Below are 17751 nucleotides of genomic sequence, written 5' to 3'. Positions count from 1 at the left end.
AATTTTGAAAATCGTTATCAATGCAATGTGCTAAAAGTATTTGAATTACGATTTAGGCGTGTATAGGCAATCCGACATAATTCTCTGCCAAAGTCGTCTTTCCCGCAGTAGAGCCAAGAATATAACTCAGTTCAGCTTGTTTAATTTTGTGATCAAACTCAGTTTCTGTTTCAAAGCGATGCAATAAGTGTGTCATCCACCAAGAAAAACGCTCTGCCTTCCAAACCCGTTGCAGACATTTTTCTGAATATTCCTGAATGCCCTGATCTGAACCTTCGACATAATATTGAATCAATGCATTGGAAAGATAAGCAATATCCGAAGCTGCAAGATTCAGTCCTTTTGCCCCTGTTGGTGGGACGATATGCGCTGCATCGCCCGCTAAAAACAACTTGCCAAATTGCATGGGTTCTGTCACAAAACTGCGTAGCGGTGCAATACTTTTTTCGATTGACGGCCCTGTCACCAATTTCTCTCGGCTTTCAGGGTCAAGACGACTTTTCAATTCCTGCCAAAATTTTTCATCTGACCAGTCTTCAACTCGATCATTAAGTGGCACTTGCAAGTAATAACGACTCCGTATTTCTGAACGCATACTACATAAGGCAAAACCCCGTTCTGACTGGACATAAATCAATTCATCCGCAACGGGAGGCACATCGGCTAACACGCCTAACCAGCCAAATGGATACACTTTTTCATAGGTCTTGATTTTCTCCTTAGGCACACTGGCTCGGCATATTCCATGATATCCATCACAACCTGCAATGAAATCACATTCGATCTGGATGGTTTTACCTTGGTATTCAAATTGTACTTTAGGTGTTTGATAAAAATTGCTGACCTGTACATCTTGTGCTTCATAAAATGATTTAAGATGTGCAGTTTGACGGGCGGCCATTAAATCTTTGGTCACTTCGGTTTGACCATATACTGTGACTTGCTTTCCACCAGTCAATGCGGATAAATCGACTCGATGTTTTTGTCCATTAGTGAGTATTTCAATGCCTGAATGCGGCAATCCTTTCTCTTTTAGATGTTGATCGACACCAGCCTGCTTAAGTAAATCAACCGATACTTGTTCTAAAATGCCAGCACGTATCCGAGAAGCGACATAATCTGCACTGCGCTGCTCCACGATAATATGCTCAATACCAGCTTGGTATAGGAGCTGTCCGAGTAACAATCCGGCTGGACCAGCACCAATAATTGCGACCTGTGTTGTTAAAATATCCATGACATCTTCCTTGTGATCTCCTGTTTTTTAACTTACTGCTTTTAAGTTTTGTATACGATCTATCCAAGTCGAAAAGAACCGTTTATCATTTCATTTGTCCGAATAGCGGACAAAACATCATAAGAACAGGAATGGAAGTATGGTGAAGGTTGATGCTGTGTTAGAACACCCCAATTCACATGAATGTATACGTCAGGAAGACTATATTGCAGGTTTAGCCAAAGGTCTGACCTTACTGGAAGCTTTTGGTGTTGATCGACAACGTTTGAATGTCACTCAAGTGGCTGAACGGACGGGGATCAGTCGCACTGCAGCACGGCGTTATCTTAAAACTTTGAAATACTTAGGCTATTTAGATACAGATGAACATTATTTCTGGCTCACCCACCGTGTATTACGGTTCTCAAGTTCCTACTTAAGCTCAGCCCATCTACCTAAAATTGCCCAATCCTTCCTGAATCTTTTATCTGCACAAACCACATTAACCTTTTCATTAGTGGTTCTAGATGATAACGAGGTCGTCCCGATTGCTCGTAGCTATTTACCTCAACAGGATAATCTGCGTGTCAGTCCTTATGGTATGCATTTGGGCAATCGCTTACCTGCACATGCAACCTCAACAGGCAAAGTATTATTAGCAGCGTTATCTGAACAAGCTCAACGGGATTGGGTAAAAACGTTTGCTTTAAGACGTTTAACCCCTTTTACAATAACCGACGAAATCAAGTTTTTTGAAATACTGAAAGCAATATCACAAGCAGATTACTGCCTATCCAAAGAAGAACACGAACTTGGTGTAATCGCGATTGCTGTGCCCGTGATTGATGCACAAGGAAAAACGATTGCCGCGCTAAACTGCATGTCACAGACCAATCGTGTACAAGAGGATTATTTAGTCCAGCAGATTTTGCCGCTACTGCGCAATACCGCCAATGAACTACGCAATGTGATTTAAAAGGATTTGTCCCTAACGCTTTAGGGACAAATCAGAAGAAATTTTCAAGATTGCTTAGAATGGATAATGGGACGCTTGTGCCTGAATGGTCATCCATTGCCATTGGGTAAACTCATCCGCATTCGCAGGTCCACCAATCCGTGTGCCATTGCCTGAGGCTCCAAAGCCACCAAAGGGATTCACTGTTTCATCATTTACGGTTTGATCATTGATATGCAATAACCCGACATTCAGTTTTTGAGCAAGCTGCATGCCACGGCCAACATTTGCGGTAATAATCCCAGCTGAAAGCCCATAATCTCCATCATTTGCAAGTTCAATAGCCTGTTCATCCGTGCTAAAAGGAATCAGAACAGCAACAGGACCGAAAATTTCCTCAGAAAAAATTGGATTGTCCTGTTTTACCTCAGCTAAGACCGTTGGCTCAAAAAACACACCATTGGCTTGTCCACCAACTTCCAGTTTTGCCCCATGTGCTATTGCTTCATTGACCAACTGCTCAACCCGTTGTGATTGCTTGGCATTAATCAAAGGGCCAATCGTGACATCTGCATTTAATGGATTACCCACTACAAAATTTTTGACCTTTTCAATCACACGTTGTTTGACTTGCGGATAGATCTTTTCCTGAATCAGGATTTTTCCAGAAGTCATACAAATTTGACCTGAATGCAAAAAAGCCCCCCACGCGATATTTTCTGCTGCAAGCTCAATATCGGCGTCATCCAGAATAATCAGTGAGTTTTTGCCACCTAACTCAAGCGATACTTTTTTCAGTGTTTTAGCCGCATTTGCACCCACAATACGACCTACATGGGTTGAACCGGTAAATTGAATACTGGCAATATTTTTATCCAAGGTCAGTGCTTCACCGACTTCAGCACCACCCGGCAATACATGTAGCAGTCCTTGTGGTAAACCAGCCAATTCAAAAATACGGGCAATTGCATAACGGCTACAGACTGCAGTACGTTCATCAGGTTTCAAGACCACCGCATTTCCAAGCGCTAAGGCTGGCGCAACCGCACGTAGCGCAAGATACAACGGAAAATTAAACGGTGAAATTACACCGACTACACCCAAAGGAACTCGCTTGGCCAAACTCAATTTACCTGCAGCTGTTGGCAGTAATGTGCCCTGATCGGTTGCGGGTAAAGCGATACAATGTTTGAGTACTTGAAGAGCAATGTTCACTTCAAAACCAGCTTTCAACTGTAGCGAACCACTTTCTTTCACCAACCATTCAATAATTTCAGCCTGATGTTCAGTTAAAATCTGCACAGCACGCTCAAATACCGCCTGACGTTCTTGATAACTGAGCGCCCACCATTGCTTTTGTGCAATCTTAGCTTGCTGAGCCGCCTCGACCACATCGGATGTATCGGCATAACCAATCTGCCCTAAGGACTCACCTGTCGCAACTTCAACCACTTGATAACCGTTTTTGGCGGATTGCCATATACCACGAAATAATTTTTGATCCCAAATTTCTTTTGTTAAAATAGACATCATTAACCTCGTTGTATTTCCTTAAATAAACTATTCACTTTTAGGCCGATTTATATTCAAAAATGTAGTGAAAAATGCTTGCCTGTATTTTTCTGACTAAAAAAGTAGAAAAATTTACACTCCATCATCAACTAATATTTAAAAACAAACTGTTGCTTTTTGATGTCTTGTTATCACTGAGGTTTAAAACAAATTGATCAGCTTAAAGGTTCAATTTATGCTGTTGTTGGTTTAATCTGATGATCGGACTGAAAATCTTGATAGGTCTTACGTTCAGGTGAATTTTCCACTAAAGGCAGCACTTCTGTCATACTGTTTAAGCAACGCTGCGCCAAATGAATATATTCTTGCGTTCCTTTGATTTTCCATGCGCGTTCTTGTTCTGTTAAATCTCGCACAACTTTTGCAGGGCTTCCGATTGCCAGTACATTGGCAGGAATCACATCTTTGGTTTTGACCAAACTGTTTGCACCAATAATGGTATTTTCACCAATCTCGGCATCATCCAGAATCACACTATTCATGCCAATCAACACATTTTTACCAATACGGCATCCATGTAAAGTGACAGCATGACCAATATGTCCCATTTCTTCAATCAGCGTGATACTTTGTGGAAAACCATGAATGATACAGTTGTCCTGTACATTGGCATTCTGCTTGATATGGATACGACCAAAATCAGCACGCAATGAAGCAAATGGCCCAATATAAACCCCAGCTTCAATGACCACATCACCAATTAAAACCGCAGTGGGATGAACAAATGCGCTGGGATGAACCACAGGGATCACCCCATCAATGCTATAACAAGGCATGACTCAGTCTCTCATTGGTCTGGGTTAAACCGCCAAAGCGACGCCAAAAATGTGCAGTCGCATTCGGCATTGGTCCTTCTGATGTTGCAGCGACTGACAGGAAATAGTCATCCGCTGCTTCAAATACTTTCTTATAAATATTCATGGATAATGTACGGGCATTCACTGCTGGCCAGTCCGCCGATAATAGTTCTAATGGCAACGCAGGATCTTTGAGTAAAATCCGACGATAATAATGAATCAATAAGGTCCGAATCTGAAAAGCTTGTATCGGTTCAATCGTTTCATCTTCCTGCATCAAAATTGCGCCAATTTCCCTAAACCGATCCAGAAATTGGAGATAGCGTTGACGCAGCTCATCAATCGGCCAATTGGTTTCTAGCATACGGCTAATCGTATCAGTTGAGTTATTAAACAGTTGTAAAGTTTCGGCCTTAAACACCACCACCTGTTCACTCATATTGAGGTCAACCAACAGCTTTTGTAGTTGTAGACGATTCGAACCTGGATAAGCCATTAAATTAGTCGAAATATTGGCAAAGCCCAACCATTCCAGTTCTTTCTTTAAAAAAGCTTTATTGTCAGTGTCCAGACTCGACATCAGAATCAAATCCCAAGAATGATCCCACTCTTTCATCTGATCATTATAAATCCGCTGTTCCGCCTGTAAGTATTTGGAACGACTGGCATCGGTAATGCGATAAAAACTGGTTCTGCCAATTTTATCTGAACCGAGCCAATCACTTTTAACCAAGCGAAAAACCGAGGTTCGTACAGCACGATCATTAAAATCAAATAGTTCCATTAACTGAATCAAGCTGGCAAGGCTTATATTTCCGCCACGATGCAGCACTGAATCACCAAAAATAGTGGAAATGAGCGAAGTCCCGCTCAGGGTCTCATTCTGAATAATCGAATCAATAATTTGCTGTAACTTTGCACTCATACTTTTATCTTGGCATTTAGATTCAGGGTATAGAGGATACTATACCCTGAAAGGTCATAATGTTAAGCAATCTGACGCATATCAATGACGCGTTTTGCTTTACCCTCACTCCGCGGTAAGGTCAATTCATTGACCACTTCCACCGTGACTGAAATCCCAATCATGGTTTTAATCCGCTGCATCAACTGCTGAGCCAATTGCTGCGCCTGCTTGTCACAGTTATGGCACATTTCGGTACGGATATGCAAAGTATCCATATGCCCTTTCTTTGCCACCAGAATTTCATAATTCGGTACCAAACTCGGCACTTGTAAAATCTGTTCTTCGATCTGTGTCGGGAATACATTGACACCGCGAATAATCAACATGTCGTCACTACGCCCTACAATTTTATCCATACGGCGCATGGCAAGATTCTGACCTGCCAATAAACGGGTTAAATCGCGGGTACGATAGCGGATAATCGGCAAACCTTCTTTAGTAATGGTGGTGAATACCAGTTCACCCAATTCACCATCTTTACACACTTCTCCTGTTTCAGGATTAATGATCTCAGGATAAAAATGATCTTCCCAAATGGTCAGTCCTTCGCCTTCACCCAGACATTGCATGGCAACGCCCGGCCCCATAATCTCCGACAAGCCATAAATATCCAATGCTTTGATATTTAAACGCTCTTCGATCTCACGGCGTAACTCATTGGTCCAAGGCTCAGCACCAAAAATACCAACTTTTAACGACGTATTACGCGCACTGCCGAATTGCTGCTCCAGTTTTTCAATAATGCTGACGCAATACGATGGCGTCACCATAATTGCTGTCGGTTTAAAGTCCTGAATCAGTTGCACCTGTTTTTCGGTTTGACCACCTGACATCGGAATCACGGTTGCACCTAAGCGTTCAGCGCCATAATGCGCGCCTAAACCACCCGTAAACAGACCATAGCCATAGGCGACCTGAATCATATCTTTGGCACTCAAACCCGCCATACGCAAGCAACGTGCCACAATGTCCGACCATGTATGAATATCTTTTTGGGTATAACCGACTACGGTTGGTTTGCCTGTTGTTCCTGAAGAAGCATGCAAACGAACAATCTGCTCTTGTGGCACTGCAAACATGCCGAATGGATAATTGTCACGTAAATCCTGTTTGGTGGTAAAAGGAAATTTGGCTAGATCATCCAAGTTGATAAAATCATCTGGATGCACACCTGCTGCATCGAACTTTTTCTTATACACTGGACTATGCGCATAAACGTAGGTCAAGGTGTCTTTTAAGCGTTTGGTTTGCAGCGCTCGTAACTCCGCAAGCGTCATTTTTTCTACATCTTCTGTCATCAGGCTATCCACTGCCGTCTCTCCTATGTCGTTATATTATTCGAACCGTTTTGTTGCAGTTAAATTAAGCTACATTTTCTAAAATCAGGGCGACACCTTGCCCAACACCCACACACATAGTGCAAAGTGCATACTTCCCTTGACGTCTTTTCAATTCTCGGGTCGCAGTCATCACCAAACGCGTCCCACTCATCCCCAATGGATGGCCCAATGCAATTGCACCACCATTCGGGTTGACACGAGCATCATCATCCTTGAGACCTAACTCACGCATACAGGCCAATGACTGTGCTGCAAAAGCTTCATTCAGCTCAATCACATCCATTTGATCTAAACTAAGGCCCGTTTGTTTTAATAGTTTTTGTACCGCAGGCACTGGGCCAATGCCCATATATTTCGGTTCTACCCCAGCACTGGCAATCGCTACTACACGGGCCAATGGGGTTAAACCGTGGGTATCGGCAAACTGACGATTGGTCAGCAACACACAAGCCGAACCATCATTCACTCCCGATGCATTGCCCGCAGTCACCGAACCACCTTCTTTACGGAATGGTGCTTTCAGTTTCGCCAAGCTGTCTAGACTGGTATCCACACGCGGATGCTCATCCTGTGAAAAGACAGTGATATTCTTTTTACGATCAGTCAGTTCGACGGGTAAAATTTCCCCCTTAAAAAAACCTGCTTGTTGTGCCTCAGCCACTTTTTGTTGACTACGAATAGCAAACGCATCCTGATCTTGTCGGCTAATCTGGTATTTCTCAGCCACATTCTCAGCTGTTTCAGGCATGCTGTCAGTGCCATAGTCTGCTTTCATCTTTTTATTGATGAAACGCCAGCCAATGGTCGTATCAAATATTTCAGGGCTACGACCAAATGCTTCGGTTGGCTTGGCCTGTACAAAAGGCGCCCGACTCATCGACTCGACCCCTCCTGCCAATACAAATTGTGATTCACCCGATTTAATCGAACGTGCCGCCAAACCGACAGCATCCAGACCTGAAGCACAAAGCCGATTCACGGTCATGGCAGGAACTGACTCAGGTAAACCTGCCAATAAGGTTGCCATACGCGCCACATTGCGGTTGTCTTCGCCCGCCTGATTGGCACAGCCCAAATAGACTTCATCTAAATCCTGCCACGGTAAATGCGCATGTTTTTCTTTTAAATGCTTAATGGGTAATGCAGCAAGATCATCGGTACGTACCGAGCTTAGTGACCCTGCATAGCGTCCAATTGGGGTACGAATAAAATCGCAAATTAAAACGTCTTCCATGATCGCTCCTGCTTATGCACATTTTGTTAAATTTTTTGAAGAGCCCGCAGTCACCCTTTGCTGCTTGGCTACATATTGCTTGAGATAAAGACTTGCACGATATTTTTCTTCGCCATAGAGAGCATATAAATTGTTTAACGTTGCCAAGACATATTCAGCACCCAATTGCATCATCCATTGATACGGCCCTTTAGGATAATTGACGCCATAGCGCATGGCATTATCAATATCTTCCATACTGGCAATCCCATGCAGACTGGCTTCACAGGCTTCATTGATCAATAAAACAATGGTACGTAAAGTTAACAGTGCGGGATGGTCTGTAACCCAGATCACATACATCTGATATTGAGCAAAAAACGCTTCGATTTTTGCCAGATCATCGGCTTGGCAAAGATGATTATGGCTCAGTACTATGGCTTGCGCTTGCGCGAAATCATGGTGCCAATCCATCAACACCGTTTTTCGACTTAAATACTGTAAATTGGCTGATTCACCCTGGCTTAGACGTAGATCAATATCATCAATTTGAATGATATTTTCATTGCTTGCTAAAGCACGACTTAAGCCTAGACGTTCTAATAAATGCGGACATTGAGCCCATGTACCTTTAACTTGAACATCAGCATGAAAGGATTGAGTGACATTGGTTTGAGGCTGAAAAGTCAGATACTGATTTTTTTCATCGTAGTGATAGAAACCTTGTTTTGACTTACGCCCCCACGTACCAGCATCAACCAACTCTTTCTGAATCAAACTTGGACGATAACGCGGCTCATAAAAGAACGCTTCATACACACTTTGAGTCACGGAAAAATTGACATCTTGCCCAATCAAATCCGTTAATTCACACGGCCCCATCGCAAAACCACCGCATTGCTTTAAGGCATAATCCAGTTGGTCATAGGTCGTCACTTGCTCTTGTAGTGCACGAAACGCTTCTGCATAAAATGGGCGAGCAATCCGATTGACAATAAATCCTGGGGTCGATTTGGTCAGTACTGGGATTTTATGCCAAGCCAGCATCAAACTTTTTAAAGACTGACATAGGTCGATTGGCGTTTTTAAACCTTGCACAATTTCGACCAGTTTCATCACGGGGGCTGGATTAAAGAAATGTAAGCCTACCATGCGTTCAGGATGTGAAATCCCTGCTGCAATTGCCGTCACCGAAATTGAAGAGGTATTGCTAGCAAAAATAGTGTGATCACGACAAATTTCTGCAAGCTGTTGAAATAAAGACTGCTTCACTTCGAGTTTTTCGACCACCGCTTCAATCACCAACTCGACATCTGCTAAATCTTCTATACGATCAGCAATGGTCAAACGTGAAAGTGCTTGTTCAGCCTGTTTATCTATTATCTTGCCTTTTTCAACCAGTTTAGCAAAGGTCTGACGTAACCCTTCAACAGCCTTTTTGGTCTTTTCACGATCGAGATCGTAGAGAACAGTCGAATGACCATTGACCATCGCCAATTGGGCAATGCCGATTCCCATAGTGCCCGAGCCAATCACGGCGATTTTGGCATGAGACAAATCCAGATTATTCATGCTTAACGCCCCTGAAAGTTTGGCTCACGCTTATTCATAAAGGCTTGGACGCCTTCGCGATAATCTTCCGAACGCCCAGCAATACGTTGAAAATCTCGTTCTAAATGCATCTGTTCATCAAAACTATGATTACTGGATTGATGAATGGCCTTTTTAATCAGCGACAGACCAAAAGTAGGTTGTTTGGCTAAACGTTCTGCCAGTTCAGTAACCTTGCTTTTCAATTCACTATCTTCAGCTACATCCCAGATCATGCCCCATTCTTTAGCCGTTTCCGCAGGCAATTTATCACCCAGCAACGCGAGCCCCATAGCACGCGCATGGCCTACAGCACGTGGTAAGAACCAAGTTCCACCGGAGTCAGGAACCAAGCCTAAACGACAAAATGCTTGTACAAAATTGGCAGATTTCGCGGCAATCACTAGATCACAGGCCAAGGCAATATTGGCACCGGCCCCTGCAGCTACACCATTTACCGCACAAATCACGGGCTTCGGCATATTCACAATGCTTCTAATCAACGGGTTATAGTAGGTTTCAATCGAGTAACCTAAATCAGGTGCTGCAGCATTTGGATCAACCACTCGATCGCCTAAATCTTGCCCTGCGCAGAAACCACGACCTTCGCCGCTGATCACGATGCAGCGAACCTCTGGTTTTTTTGCCCAAAGATTCAAAACCTCAGCCACCTCACGGTGCATGTCCACGTTAAAGCTATTCAATGCTTGTGGACGATTGAAGGTTAAATACCCCACACCATTTTTTTCTTCCACGATAATATTTTTATAGTCCATCACTCACCTCTAAAGATTGGTTTTCTTTTTTCAAAGAATGCATTAATGCCTTCGTTTCGATCTTTGGTTGCTGCCAACCAGACAAAATTTTGTCGTTCTGATTTCAGTCCCTGACTTAAGGTGGTCTCATGAATACTTTTGATCGATTGTTTGATCACCCCAATTGCCAAAGGCGCTTGATTGGCAATCTGGCTTGCCAGTTGAATGGCATATTCCACCGTGAGTACAGTCGGCACCACTTCACTACAGATGCCATACTGCTGCGCTTGTTTAGCTGAGATCATTTCACCTGTCATTGCCCAGCGCATGGTGAGTTGCTGCCCCACCAGACGTGCAAGACGTTGGGTACCACCCGCACCAGGTAACATGCCTAGACCAATTTCGGGCAAGGCAAATTTGGTATTGTCACCACAAATCACCATGTCCGAATGCAACACCAGCTCAAAGCCTGCACCCAAGGCATAACCATTTACTGCGGCTATGATAGGTTTGGTGAAACTGTCGATCTTCTGCCATAGTTTTGGGCGAATATCGAGCTGTAAAGCCACTGCATCCATTTCTGCCAATTCACTCAGATCTGCGCCTGCAGCAAAACAATTACGATTGCCCGTTAACACAACCACTTTCACCTCAGGATTCTGCTCTGCTTGTTCCAGCAAATCACATAAACACTGTAAGGTAGCGTTGTTCAAAGCATTGCGTTTTTCTGGACGGTTTAAGCTCAGCAGCATGACACCCTCAAGCGGTGTTTCAACCTGAATCAATGTTTGCATCGCTGTTTCTCTACTCATCAAAGCTCAAACGCACATTCGCGCCTTTCGGTAAAGTCTGGCAGCTCAGTACATAGCCTTTTTCCACCTCATCATCTTCAAGGCTATAATTCAGGAACATATCTACTTCACCTGAAAGTACCTTGCAGCGACAGGTTGCGCATACGCCACCTTTACAGGCATAAGGCAAATCTGCACCTGCACGTAATGCAGCATCGAGAATACTTTCGTCCTCTTGTCCTACAGCAACGATCAACTCTCGTCCATCCAGTACGATATTGACTTTTTCTTGCTTGCGATTAGCATCGGTTTCAGTTGGACGTTTGCGCACATGTCCGGTGTTAAAACGTTCGGTATGAATCTTATCTTTGGTCACACCATACATAGGAAAGAGCCTTTCAACGGTGTCCATCATTTCATCTGGACCACAGGCAAACACATGGTCAAAGTTTAGTTCTAACACTTCATGTTCAAATAACTGTTTGAGCTTGTTCTCATCAATACGGCCATTCAACAACTCACTGTCATTGAACTCGCGTGAGAAAATATTGATCAGTTGAAAACGCTCTTTAAACTGGTCTTTTAAATCCATAATCTGCTCGGAAAACATAGTCTGTTTCCACGAACGATTGCCATACAACAAGGTAAAATTTGCCGACTCTTGCTCAAATAGCACCTGTTTAATGATGGAAAGGATTGGGGTAATGCCACTACCTGCAGCAATGCCTAAGTAGGACTGACCGCCTGTGCGTGCTGCCTTCTGAAAAAAAACGCCTTGTGGCGGCATCACTTCCAGTACATCACCGACTTTTAAATGCTCATTGGCCCAATGGGAAAATTGCCCCTGCTCAATCTTTTTGACTGCAATGCTGATATCTTCTTTAGGCGCATAGCTACAGATGGAATAGCAACGGCGAATTTCCCCTGCTTCGGTTAAATGACGAATGGTCAGATGCTGGCCGGGTTGAAATTGAAACTGCTGCTGTAGTTCAGGCACGAGATCAAAGGCAATGCAAATCGCCTGATCGGTCTGTGGTGTAATTGTTTTTACTTTTAATGGAATAAATTGGCTCATGGCTGATTTCCTTATCCAAGACTTTAAATACATTTAAAATAATCAAAGGGTTCAAGGCAGTCCTGACATTTGTATAGTGCTTTGCAAGCGGTCGAACTAAACTCGGTTAACAGTCGGGTTTTACGACTCTTACAGTGTGGACAAACCACACCATCACTGAGATGCACATGTGTTCCGCATTGCTGAGCAGTCCCTTCTGGTGGTGCAATCCCATAAGCTTGCAGCTTCTGCTTACCTGCATCCGACATCCAGTCCGTAGTCCAAGCTTCTGATAAATCAATCATGACTTTTGCAGGGGTCAAGTCTTCTGCCGCCAAGGCTTCGACTATCTGTGCTTTTAATAAGTCAGTGGCTGGACAACCACTATAGGTGGGGGTCAATCGAACAATAATTTCTTGCTGTTTATTCAACTCCACACCACGAATCATGCCCAAATCCACCACAGACAACACTGGAATCTCTGGATCGCTGACCTTTTGTAAAACATCCCAACATTGGTCAATACAATGACGAATCATCTGCATGCTGACGCTCCTTGTGCTACCAAGTCATCTCAGGATAACTGCGTTGAATAGATTGCATTTCAGCCAACAGATAACCCAGATGTTCAGTATGCAAACCTTGTTTAGCCCCACGACGGTAAGCCCCATTTACAGAAACGCTGAGTTCAAAACGCTTCAGTTCCGCAGTAACGATTTGCTCCCACTGCGCTTTTTCACTGGAAAAATCAGGAATGATGCCTTGCTCAACCAACACCTGTTCTTCGCTCGTCAACTCGAACAGTTCCGCACTAAAACGCCATAAACCGTCTAAAGCCTGTTGTACACGTTGATGCGCTTCTGCTGTGCTGAGGCTTAAACGCTCCATCCAGCTGGTGGAAAAACGAATGTGGTACTTGGCTTCTTTTAAAGATTTCACCGCCAATGCCGCGACTTCTGGCGTTGCGGATTGAGTTAAAGCCGTTAACAACAACACATGGTAATGATCGATCAACCACTGACGTACGATGGTCTGTGCAAAATCACCATTCGGTTGTTCACATAGCAATAAATTGAAAAACTCACGTTCATTGCGGAAGTAAGCCAGTTGGTCTTCATCACGTTTTTCAGCTTCGTATTGGCCTGCCAAGGTCAAAAAATTTCGAGATTGACCCAGTAAATCCAGACCGATATTGGCCAAAGCAATATCAATTTCCAGCTCTGGCGCATGACCGCACCATTCAGCTAAACGTTGCGCCAATACCAGTTGGCTATCACCGATATGTAATAAAAATTTAGATAAAGCGATATTGTTCATTTTCATCCTCCCTTACATGTGCTCAATGCCATCAGGGATATGATAGAAAGTCGGATGACGATAGACTTTGTCCAGTGCAGGTTCAAAAAACTCGGCTTTTTCATCTGGCTGCGAAGATTTAATCAGTTCCGAACGCACCACCCAGATACTGATGCCTTCATTGCGGCGGGTATACACATCACGCGCATGCTGCAACGCAATCTCGTCATCTGGTGCTCTTAAACTACCGACATGACGGTGACTTAAACCCTGCTTACTCCGCACGAACACTTCGTAAAGTGACCAGTTATTGTTATTTTCCATTGCGATATCCTTAAATTTTTCCATCAATTCTGTTTTAAGCGACTTTACCGACTTGGTTTTGCTGTTTTTTGGCGTAGATAACGGCTGCATCACGCACCCACTTGCCATTTTCCCAAGCCTTGCGGCGTGCTTCGATCCGTTCATGATTACAAGGGCCACGACCCGCAATCACCTCATTAAATTCTTGCCAGTCAATCTCGCCATAGCTGTAATGACCAGTTTCCTCATTCCATTTCAAATCCGCATCAGGCACGGTCAAGCCAAGCTGTAAGATTTGCGGTACGGTGTTATCGACAAACTTCTGGCGCAATTCATCATTACTAAAGCGCTTGATTCCCCATGCCATACTTTGTGCACTATTCGGTGAGTGATCATCACTTGGGCCAAACATCATCAATGCAGGCCACCAGAAACGGTTCACCGCATCTTGCGCCATTTGTTTTTGTTCTGCTGAACCCGCCGCCAATGCCATTATGGCTTCAAAACCTTGACGCTGATGGAAACTTTCCTCTTTACAAATCCGTACCATGGCACGTGCATAAGGGCCATAAGAGGTACGACATAAAGCCACCTGATTCACGATTGCAGCACCATCCACCAGCCAGCCAATCGCCGCCACATCGGCCCAACTGATAGTTGGATAATTGAAGATGGAGGAATATTTCATTTTTCCATCAATCAGTTTTTCCATCATCTCATCACGGTCTGCACCTAATGTTTCTGCTGCACTGTAGAGGTAAAGTCCATGCCCTGCCTCATCCTGAACTTTTGCCAATAACACGGCTTTACGTTTCAAGGTCGGTGCACGGGTAATCCAGTTGCCTTCTGGGAGCATACCGACAATTTCTGAATGACCATGTTGCCCAATCTGACGAATCAAAGTTTTGCGATACGCCTCAGGCATTTCATCTTTGGCTTCAATGGTGATTTCATTGGCTATGTTGTGCTCAAATTTCTGATACTTATTTTCCATTTGTAGATTCCCTTGAGAATTCCATCCATGAACCTATTTTTCGATACACAAAAAACAAAGTCAATTAATATTTTTGTATCAAATTAAAATCAATCAGCAAATCGAATTTAAGTTACTGTATTTAATAGTTTTAATAAAATAAATAAAAATTAAATTAAGCTCTATAAATAAATTATGGTTGACTTTATGCTCAATCAATATGAAATTATGAATCATATTTTAAATATTTCTATAATTGATGTATCACATAAAAATGGAGTTTGATTATGCTTGAACAAGCACAACATGTAGAAACGGCACAGGACACTGAATACCAAAACCCAACTCAACAGCTGCCACAACTGCCTTCTTATGTTTATGGAACATGGCATTCAAGCCATGAAGAACGACGTACCGTTGTACATGCCATTACTGGCGAACCGATCTATAGCGTCAGCAGTCATGGCATCGACATGCATCAAGCCGTGCGATATGCCAAACAGCATGGTACTGAGCTGGCAAACTGGACCTTTCATCAACGTGCCAATGCTTTAAAACAAATTGCCCAGCAGCTACTGGAGCAGAAAGAACAGTTTTATACGTTTGCCTACGCCACAGGTGCAACACGAAAAGATGCTTGGATTGATATTGAGGGTGGCATCCAAACCTTATTTGCCTATTCAAGTCTGGTACGCCGAGAATTGAATGATGAAAAAATTATTACTGAAGATAGCTGGATTCAGCTCTCTAAAAACGGCACTTTTGGCGCCAAGCATATTCTGAGTCCTAAAGCAGGTGTCGCAGTACATATCAATGCCTTTAACTTCCCGATTTGGGGCATGCTGGAAAAAATTGCGCCGACGTTATTGGCGGGTGTCCCTTGTATTGTCAAACCTGCCACTGAAGGCGCTCAACTGACTCAAGCCGTAGTGGAGTCGATCATTGCGACTGGCATCCTACCGAAAGGTTCTCTACAACTGATTTGCGGACAAATTGATGATCTTTTTGATCACTTAGGCCCACAAGACTGTGTCACCTTTACGGGTTCAGCCTCTACAGGACATAAGCTTCGCAATCATCCACACTTGAACCAATATTCAATTCCATTCAGTATGGAAGCAGATTCGGTAAACAGTGCGATTCTCGGCCCATCGGCAAATGAAGCAACTATTGATCTGTTTGTACGTGAAGTTTTCCATGAAATGACCACCAAAGCAGGACAAAAATGTACCGCGATTCGTCGTGCCTTTGTACCTCAAGCATTACTTGAACAAGTCCAGCAAAAACTCAGTGCTAAACTGGCAAAAGTCGTGGTGGGTGATCCACAAAAACAAGACACCACCATGGGCGCGCTAGCCAGCCCTAAACAGAAACTGGATGTAGCTGCTAAAGTTGCAGAACTGGCGAAAGAAGCCAAAATTGTTTTTGGGGGCGAGACAACATTTAAAATCAATGCTGACTATCCTGAGAAAGGTGCATTCTTCCCACCGACACTCTTACGATGCGAGCAACCACTACAAGCAAGCTTGGTACATACCACCGAAGCCTTTGGCCCTGTGTGTACCTTGATGCCGTATCAATCAATCGAGGAACTTGCCGATCTTGTGGCGCGTGGTGAAGGCAGTCTGGTGGCCTCTGTGGTAAAAAATGCGGATGAGAATATCGAACAGATCATTCAAAAAATTGCGCCATGGCATGGTCGTGTACACATTCTGGATGAAGAATCTGCCAAAGAAAGTACGGGACATGGCTCTCCACTGCCTCATCTTGTTCATGGCGGCCCTGGGCGTGCTGGTGGCGGTGAAGAACTGGGCGGCATTCGTGCGGTAAAACACTATATGCAACGGACAGCAATTCAAGGTTCACCGAACAGCCTCACTCAAGTGACGCATTCATGGACCGTAGGTTCAAACATCAAGCAAGACCGCGTCCATCCATTTAAAAAATCATTTGATGAACTGGTCATTGGTGAGCGTTTACTCACCGCACGCCGTACCGTAACTGAAGCCGATATTGTCAATTTTGCCTGCCTCAGTGGCGACTATTTCTATGCGCATACCGATAAAATCGCGGCAGCAGATTCCTTTTTTGGTGAGCGTGTGGCACATGGCTATTTCATTGTTTCAGCAGCAGCAGGTTTATTTGTCGATGCCGCTCAAGGCCCTGTGATTGCCAACTATGGAATGGATAATTTACGTTTTGTTGAGCCTGTCAAAATCGGTGATTCTATTCGGGTTGAATTGACCTGCAAACAGAAAACCCCTAAACCACAAAAAGATCCATCTCAACCTGAACATGGTGTTGTGGTTTGGGATATCAAGGTTAAAAATCAGCGAGATGAATTGGTCGCAACCTATGATATTTTAACTTTGGTTGCCCGTGCAGCTTAAACTAAGTACCTTGATGGATAGCATTGCATATCCATCAACCACCATCAAAATATGCTGTATTAAAAACAAATTCAATTCAGGAAAATCCATGAGTGCCTATATCATTCTTATTCGTAAACAATTAAAAAACCAAGATGAAATGAAGACCTACACCACTTTGGCACGTCAAGCGAGTCAAGGTTTTGATGCTGAACCGATTGTGTTTTATGGTCAGTCCATTGCTTTGGAAAATATTGAAAGCGACGGAGTAGCCATCATTAAATTTAGCAGTATGCAGGAAGCACAAAATTGGTATCACAGTGATGCCTATCAGCAGGCCAAAAAGCATCGTGATTTGGCAGGTGAATATATGGTGATTCTGACCGAAGGATTAGGCTAATAGTGGAGACGCCAAAATGGCAGAATGACCTCACTAAACAATAAACAGATTAAGCCGAGCGCTGGCCTCTGTCATTTTGGTCAATTTTTAAAAAAATAATTTTCTCTATATTTTATTTAATAATTAAAAAACAACAAGATAAAAAACAGTAAAGTGCTAT

Annotated in this window: 17 protein-coding genes; 3 read left to right on the top strand and 14 right to left on the bottom strand. The window is 43.5% G+C overall.

Features of this window, described 5'->3' with window-relative positions:
* Positions 1 to 52: 52 nt before the first annotated feature.
* Positions 53 to 1237 carry a 4-hydroxybenzoate 3-monooxygenase gene (gene pobA, locus Aba26S_RS02030; protein WP_005241360.1) on the bottom strand — a complete coding sequence of 395 codons (1185 nt, stop codon included), beginning with the start codon at positions 1235 to 1237 and terminating at the stop codon, positions 53 to 55.
* Positions 1238 to 1376: 139 nt separating this feature from the next.
* Here pobA and pobR point away from each other — a divergent pair, with 139 nt between their 5' ends.
* Entirely contained in the window at positions 1377 to 2192 is an 816-nt protein-coding gene (gene pobR, locus Aba26S_RS02025; protein ID WP_043969901.1) for an IclR family transcriptional regulator PobR, read from the top strand.
* Positions 2193 to 2246: 54 nt separating this feature from the next.
* Here the strand turns inward: pobR and Aba26S_RS02020 are convergent, their stop codons facing one another.
* From Aba26S_RS02020 to paaA, 13 genes are all read right to left on the bottom strand, one after another.
* Positions 2247 to 3701 carry a benzaldehyde dehydrogenase gene (locus tag Aba26S_RS02020; RefSeq protein WP_043969947.1) on the bottom strand — a complete coding sequence of 485 codons (1455 nt, stop codon included), beginning with the start codon at positions 3699 to 3701 and terminating at the stop codon, positions 2247 to 2249.
* Positions 3702 to 3916: 215 nt separating this feature from the next.
* Positions 3917 to 4519, bottom strand: a complete 603-nt coding sequence (locus Aba26S_RS02015) for a carbonic anhydrase (RefSeq protein ID WP_005241353.1) — start codon at positions 4517 to 4519, stop codon at positions 3917 to 3919.
* A complete protein-coding gene (paaX, locus tag Aba26S_RS02010; RefSeq protein ID WP_043969900.1) occupies positions 4506 to 5465 on the bottom strand; it encodes a phenylacetic acid degradation operon negative regulatory protein PaaX in 960 nt (319 codons plus the stop codon). The genes Aba26S_RS02015 and paaX overlap by 14 nt, the downstream gene beginning before the upstream one ends.
* Before the next feature lie 62 nt (positions 5466 to 5527).
* A complete protein-coding gene (gene paaK / locus Aba26S_RS02005; protein ID WP_043969899.1) occupies positions 5528 to 6817 on the bottom strand; it encodes a phenylacetate--CoA ligase PaaK in 1290 nt (429 codons plus the stop codon).
* A 52-nt stretch (positions 6818 to 6869) separates the two neighbouring features.
* Positions 6870 to 8081, bottom strand: coding sequence for a 3-oxoadipyl-CoA thiolase (gene pcaF, locus Aba26S_RS02000; RefSeq protein ID WP_043969898.1), 1212 nt, complete (start codon positions 8079 to 8081; stop codon positions 6870 to 6872).
* Positions 8082 to 8093: 12 nt separating this feature from the next.
* Entirely contained in the window at positions 8094 to 9632 is a 1539-nt protein-coding gene (locus Aba26S_RS01995; protein ID WP_043969897.1) for a 3-hydroxyacyl-CoA dehydrogenase, read from the bottom strand.
* 2 nt (positions 9633 to 9634) lie between these two features.
* A complete protein-coding gene (gene paaG, locus Aba26S_RS01990; protein ID WP_005241336.1) occupies positions 9635 to 10426 on the bottom strand; it encodes a 2-(1,2-epoxy-1,2-dihydrophenyl)acetyl-CoA isomerase PaaG in 792 nt (263 codons plus the stop codon).
* Complete coding sequence (locus tag Aba26S_RS01985) at positions 10426 to 11199, bottom strand: enoyl-CoA hydratase-related protein (protein WP_043969946.1); 774 nt, start codon at positions 11197 to 11199, stop codon at positions 10426 to 10428. Before Aba26S_RS01985 ends, paaG begins: the two co-directional genes overlap by 1 nt.
* A gap of 10 nt (positions 11200 to 11209) precedes the next feature.
* A complete protein-coding gene (paaE, locus tag Aba26S_RS01980) occupies positions 11210 to 12271 on the bottom strand; it encodes a 1,2-phenylacetyl-CoA epoxidase subunit PaaE (RefSeq protein ID WP_043969896.1) in 1062 nt (353 codons plus the stop codon).
* 23 nt (positions 12272 to 12294) lie between these two features.
* A complete protein-coding gene (gene paaD / locus Aba26S_RS01975; RefSeq protein ID WP_043969895.1) occupies positions 12295 to 12795 on the bottom strand; it encodes a 1,2-phenylacetyl-CoA epoxidase subunit PaaD in 501 nt (166 codons plus the stop codon).
* 16 nt (positions 12796 to 12811) lie between these two features.
* Positions 12812 to 13567 (bottom strand): 1,2-phenylacetyl-CoA epoxidase subunit PaaC, encoded by a 756-nt coding sequence (paaC, locus tag Aba26S_RS01970; protein WP_043969894.1) that lies wholly within the window; start codon positions 13565 to 13567, stop codon positions 12812 to 12814.
* A 12-nt stretch (positions 13568 to 13579) separates the two neighbouring features.
* Positions 13580 to 13870 (bottom strand): 1,2-phenylacetyl-CoA epoxidase subunit PaaB, encoded by a 291-nt coding sequence (gene paaB, locus Aba26S_RS01965; RefSeq protein ID WP_004807366.1) that lies wholly within the window; start codon positions 13868 to 13870, stop codon positions 13580 to 13582.
* 34 nt (positions 13871 to 13904) lie between these two features.
* The gene (gene paaA, locus Aba26S_RS01960) at positions 13905 to 14843 is read right to left on the bottom strand and encodes a 1,2-phenylacetyl-CoA epoxidase subunit PaaA (RefSeq protein ID WP_043969893.1); all 939 of its coding nucleotides are present in this window, start codon (positions 14841 to 14843) and stop codon (positions 13905 to 13907) included.
* Positions 14844 to 15109: 266 nt separating this feature from the next.
* On the opposite strand from paaA, the gene paaZ reads away from it, so the two are divergent.
* Both paaZ and Aba26S_RS01950 read left to right on the top strand, forming a co-directional pair.
* Positions 15110 to 17212 (top strand): phenylacetic acid degradation bifunctional protein PaaZ, encoded by a 2103-nt coding sequence (paaZ, locus tag Aba26S_RS01955; protein WP_043969892.1) that lies wholly within the window; start codon positions 15110 to 15112, stop codon positions 17210 to 17212.
* Positions 17213 to 17300: 88 nt separating this feature from the next.
* Positions 17301 to 17591 carry a DUF1330 domain-containing protein gene (locus Aba26S_RS01950; protein ID WP_043969891.1) on the top strand — a complete coding sequence of 97 codons (291 nt, stop codon included), beginning with the start codon at positions 17301 to 17303 and terminating at the stop codon, positions 17589 to 17591.
* Positions 17592 to 17751: the final 160 nt, after the last annotated feature.

This window comes from Acinetobacter sp. NBRC 110496 (assembly GCF_000876115.1).
Taxonomy (GTDB): Bacteria; Pseudomonadota; Gammaproteobacteria; order Pseudomonadales; family Moraxellaceae; genus Acinetobacter.
Note: the sequence above shows the minus strand (reverse complement) of the source record. Positions and strands in the feature narration are given on the sequence as shown.